This window comes from Buttiauxella cochleicola (genome assembly GCF_021283185.1).
Classification (GTDB): Bacteria; Pseudomonadota; Gammaproteobacteria; order Enterobacterales; family Enterobacteriaceae; genus Buttiauxella; species Buttiauxella massiliensis.
In genome coordinates, this window is the sequence record NZ_JAJSOS010000030.1 from 1 (window position 1) to 2,442 (window position 2,442).

General features: G+C 59.2%; 1 protein-coding gene. It reads right to left on the reverse strand.

Annotated features, from left to right (window positions below):
* Positions 1 to 2,442 (reverse strand): Ig-like domain-containing protein (locus LVQ76_RS22240; protein ID WP_232922468.1); only part of this gene is annotated, 2,442 nt, incomplete at both ends.

Below are 2,442 nucleotides of genomic sequence, written 5' to 3' on the forward strand. Positions count from 1 at the left end.
CGTTTCGATGGTCAGGGCGTTATGCGCCTGCGTGTCCAGCACCACCGTTTTGTGCTCAATTGCCGTGGTGGCGTTACCTGCGCTGTCGGTGCCGGTCACCATCACCTGCACATCGTTACTGCCTTCGGTCAGGGCATTTGTCGGCACCGGAATTTCGTAACGCAACTGGCCGTTTTCATCGGTCACCACGTTGCCACGGAATTCGTGACCGTTGACGCTGACCACCACATGGTCGCCTGCGTGTGCATCCCCGGACACCTCACCGCTGATAAGCGTCGGCATACGGGATTCGGTAGCGTTCACCGTGTCGTCACCGGCCACCGTTTCAATAGTCAGGGCATTATGCGCCTGCGTGTCCAGCACCACCGTTTTGTGCTCGACGGCAATCGCGGTGTTACCCGCGCTGTCGGTGCCGGTCACCATCACCTGCACATCGTTACTGCCTTCGGTCAGGGCATTTGTCGGCACCGGAATTTCATAGCGCAACTGGCCGTTTTCATCGGTCACCACGTCGCCACGGAATTCGTGACCGTTGACGCTGACCACCACATGATCGCCTGCCTGCGCATCACCACTGACCACGCCGCTAATCATGGTTGGCATACGGGATTCGGTGGCGTTCACCGTGTCGTCACCGGCCACCGTTTCAATAGTCAGGGCATTATGCGCCTGCGTGTCCACTACCACCGTTTTGTGCTCGACGGCAATCGCGGTGTTACCCGCGCTGTCGGTGCCGGTCACCATCACCTGCACATCGTTACTGCCTTCGGTCAGGGCATTTGTCGGCACCGGAATTTCATAGCGCAGCTGGCCGTTTTCATCGGTCACCACGTTGCCACGGTATTCGTGACCGTTGACGTTGACCACCACATGGTCACCTGCGTGTGCATCCCCGGACACCTCACCGCTGATAAGCGTCGGCATACGGGATTCGGTGGCGTTCACCGTGTCGTCACCGGCCACCGTTTCGATGGTCAGGGCGTTATGCGCCTGCGTGTCCAGCACCACCATTTTGTGCTCGACGGCAATCGCGGTGTTACCCGCGCTGTCGGTGCCGGTCACCATCACCTGCACATCGTTACTGCCTTCATTCAGCGCATGAGTCGGCACCGGCACTTCATAGCGTAGCTGGCCGTTTTCATCCGCCACCACGTCGCCGCGGTATTCATGGCCGTTCACGCTGACAACGACTTTATCGCCCGCCTGCGCATCACCGCTGACCACACCGGAGATCATGGTCGGCATCCGGGACTCGGCGCCATTCACCACATTGTCACCGGCCACGGTCTGGATGATCACATGGTTCTCGGCATGCGTGTCCAGCACCACGTTTTGGTGCTCAACCACAATCGCGGTGTTACCGGACGCGTCAACACCGGTGACCATCACCTGCACATCGTTATTGCCTTCATTCAATGCATGGGTCGGCACCGGCACTTCATAGCGCAGCTGGCCGTTGGCATCCGCCACCACGTCGCCACGGTATTCATGGCCATTCACGCTGACAACGACTTTATCGCCCGCCTGCGCATCACCGCTGACCACACCGGAGATCATGGTCGGCATCCGGGACTCGGCGGCATTCACCACATTGTCACCGGCCACGGTCTGGATGATCACATGGTTCTCGGCATGGGTGTCGAGGACCACGTTTTGGTGCTCGACCACAATCGCGGTGTTACCGGATGCATCCACACCGGTGACCATCACCTGCACATCGTTACTGCCTTCATTCAGCGCATGAGTCGGCACCGGCACTTCATAGCGCAGCTGGCCGTTTTCATCCGCCATCACGTCGCCACGGAATTCATGGCCGTTCACGCTGACGACGACTTTATCGCCCACCTGCGCATCACCGCTGACCACGCCGCTAATCATGGTTGGCATGCGGGATTCGTTAGCATTGACGGTATCGTCACCGGCCACCGGCTGGATAATCACGTGGTTCTCGGCATGCGTGTCCAGCACCACGTTTTGGTGCTCAACCACAATCGCGGTGTTACCGGATGCATCCACGCCGGTGACCATCACCTGCACATCGTTATTGCCTTCATTCAATGCATGGGTCGGCACCGGCACTTCATAGCGCAGCTGGCCGTTGGCATCCGCCACCACGTCGCCGCGGTATTCATGGCCATTCACGCTGACAACGACTTTATCGCCCGCCTGCGCATCACCGCTGACCACGCCGCTAATCATGGTTGGCATGCGCGATTCATTAGCATTGACGATGTCGTCACCGGCCACCGGCTGGATGATCACATGGTTCTCGGCATGGGTGTCGAGGACCACGTTTTTATGTTCTACCGCAATCGCGGTGTTACCGGACGCGTCAACACCGGTGACCATCACCTGCACATCGTTACTGCCTTCATTCAGCGCATGAGTCGGCACCGGCACTTCATAGCGCAGCTGGCCGTTGGCATCCGCCACCACGTCGCC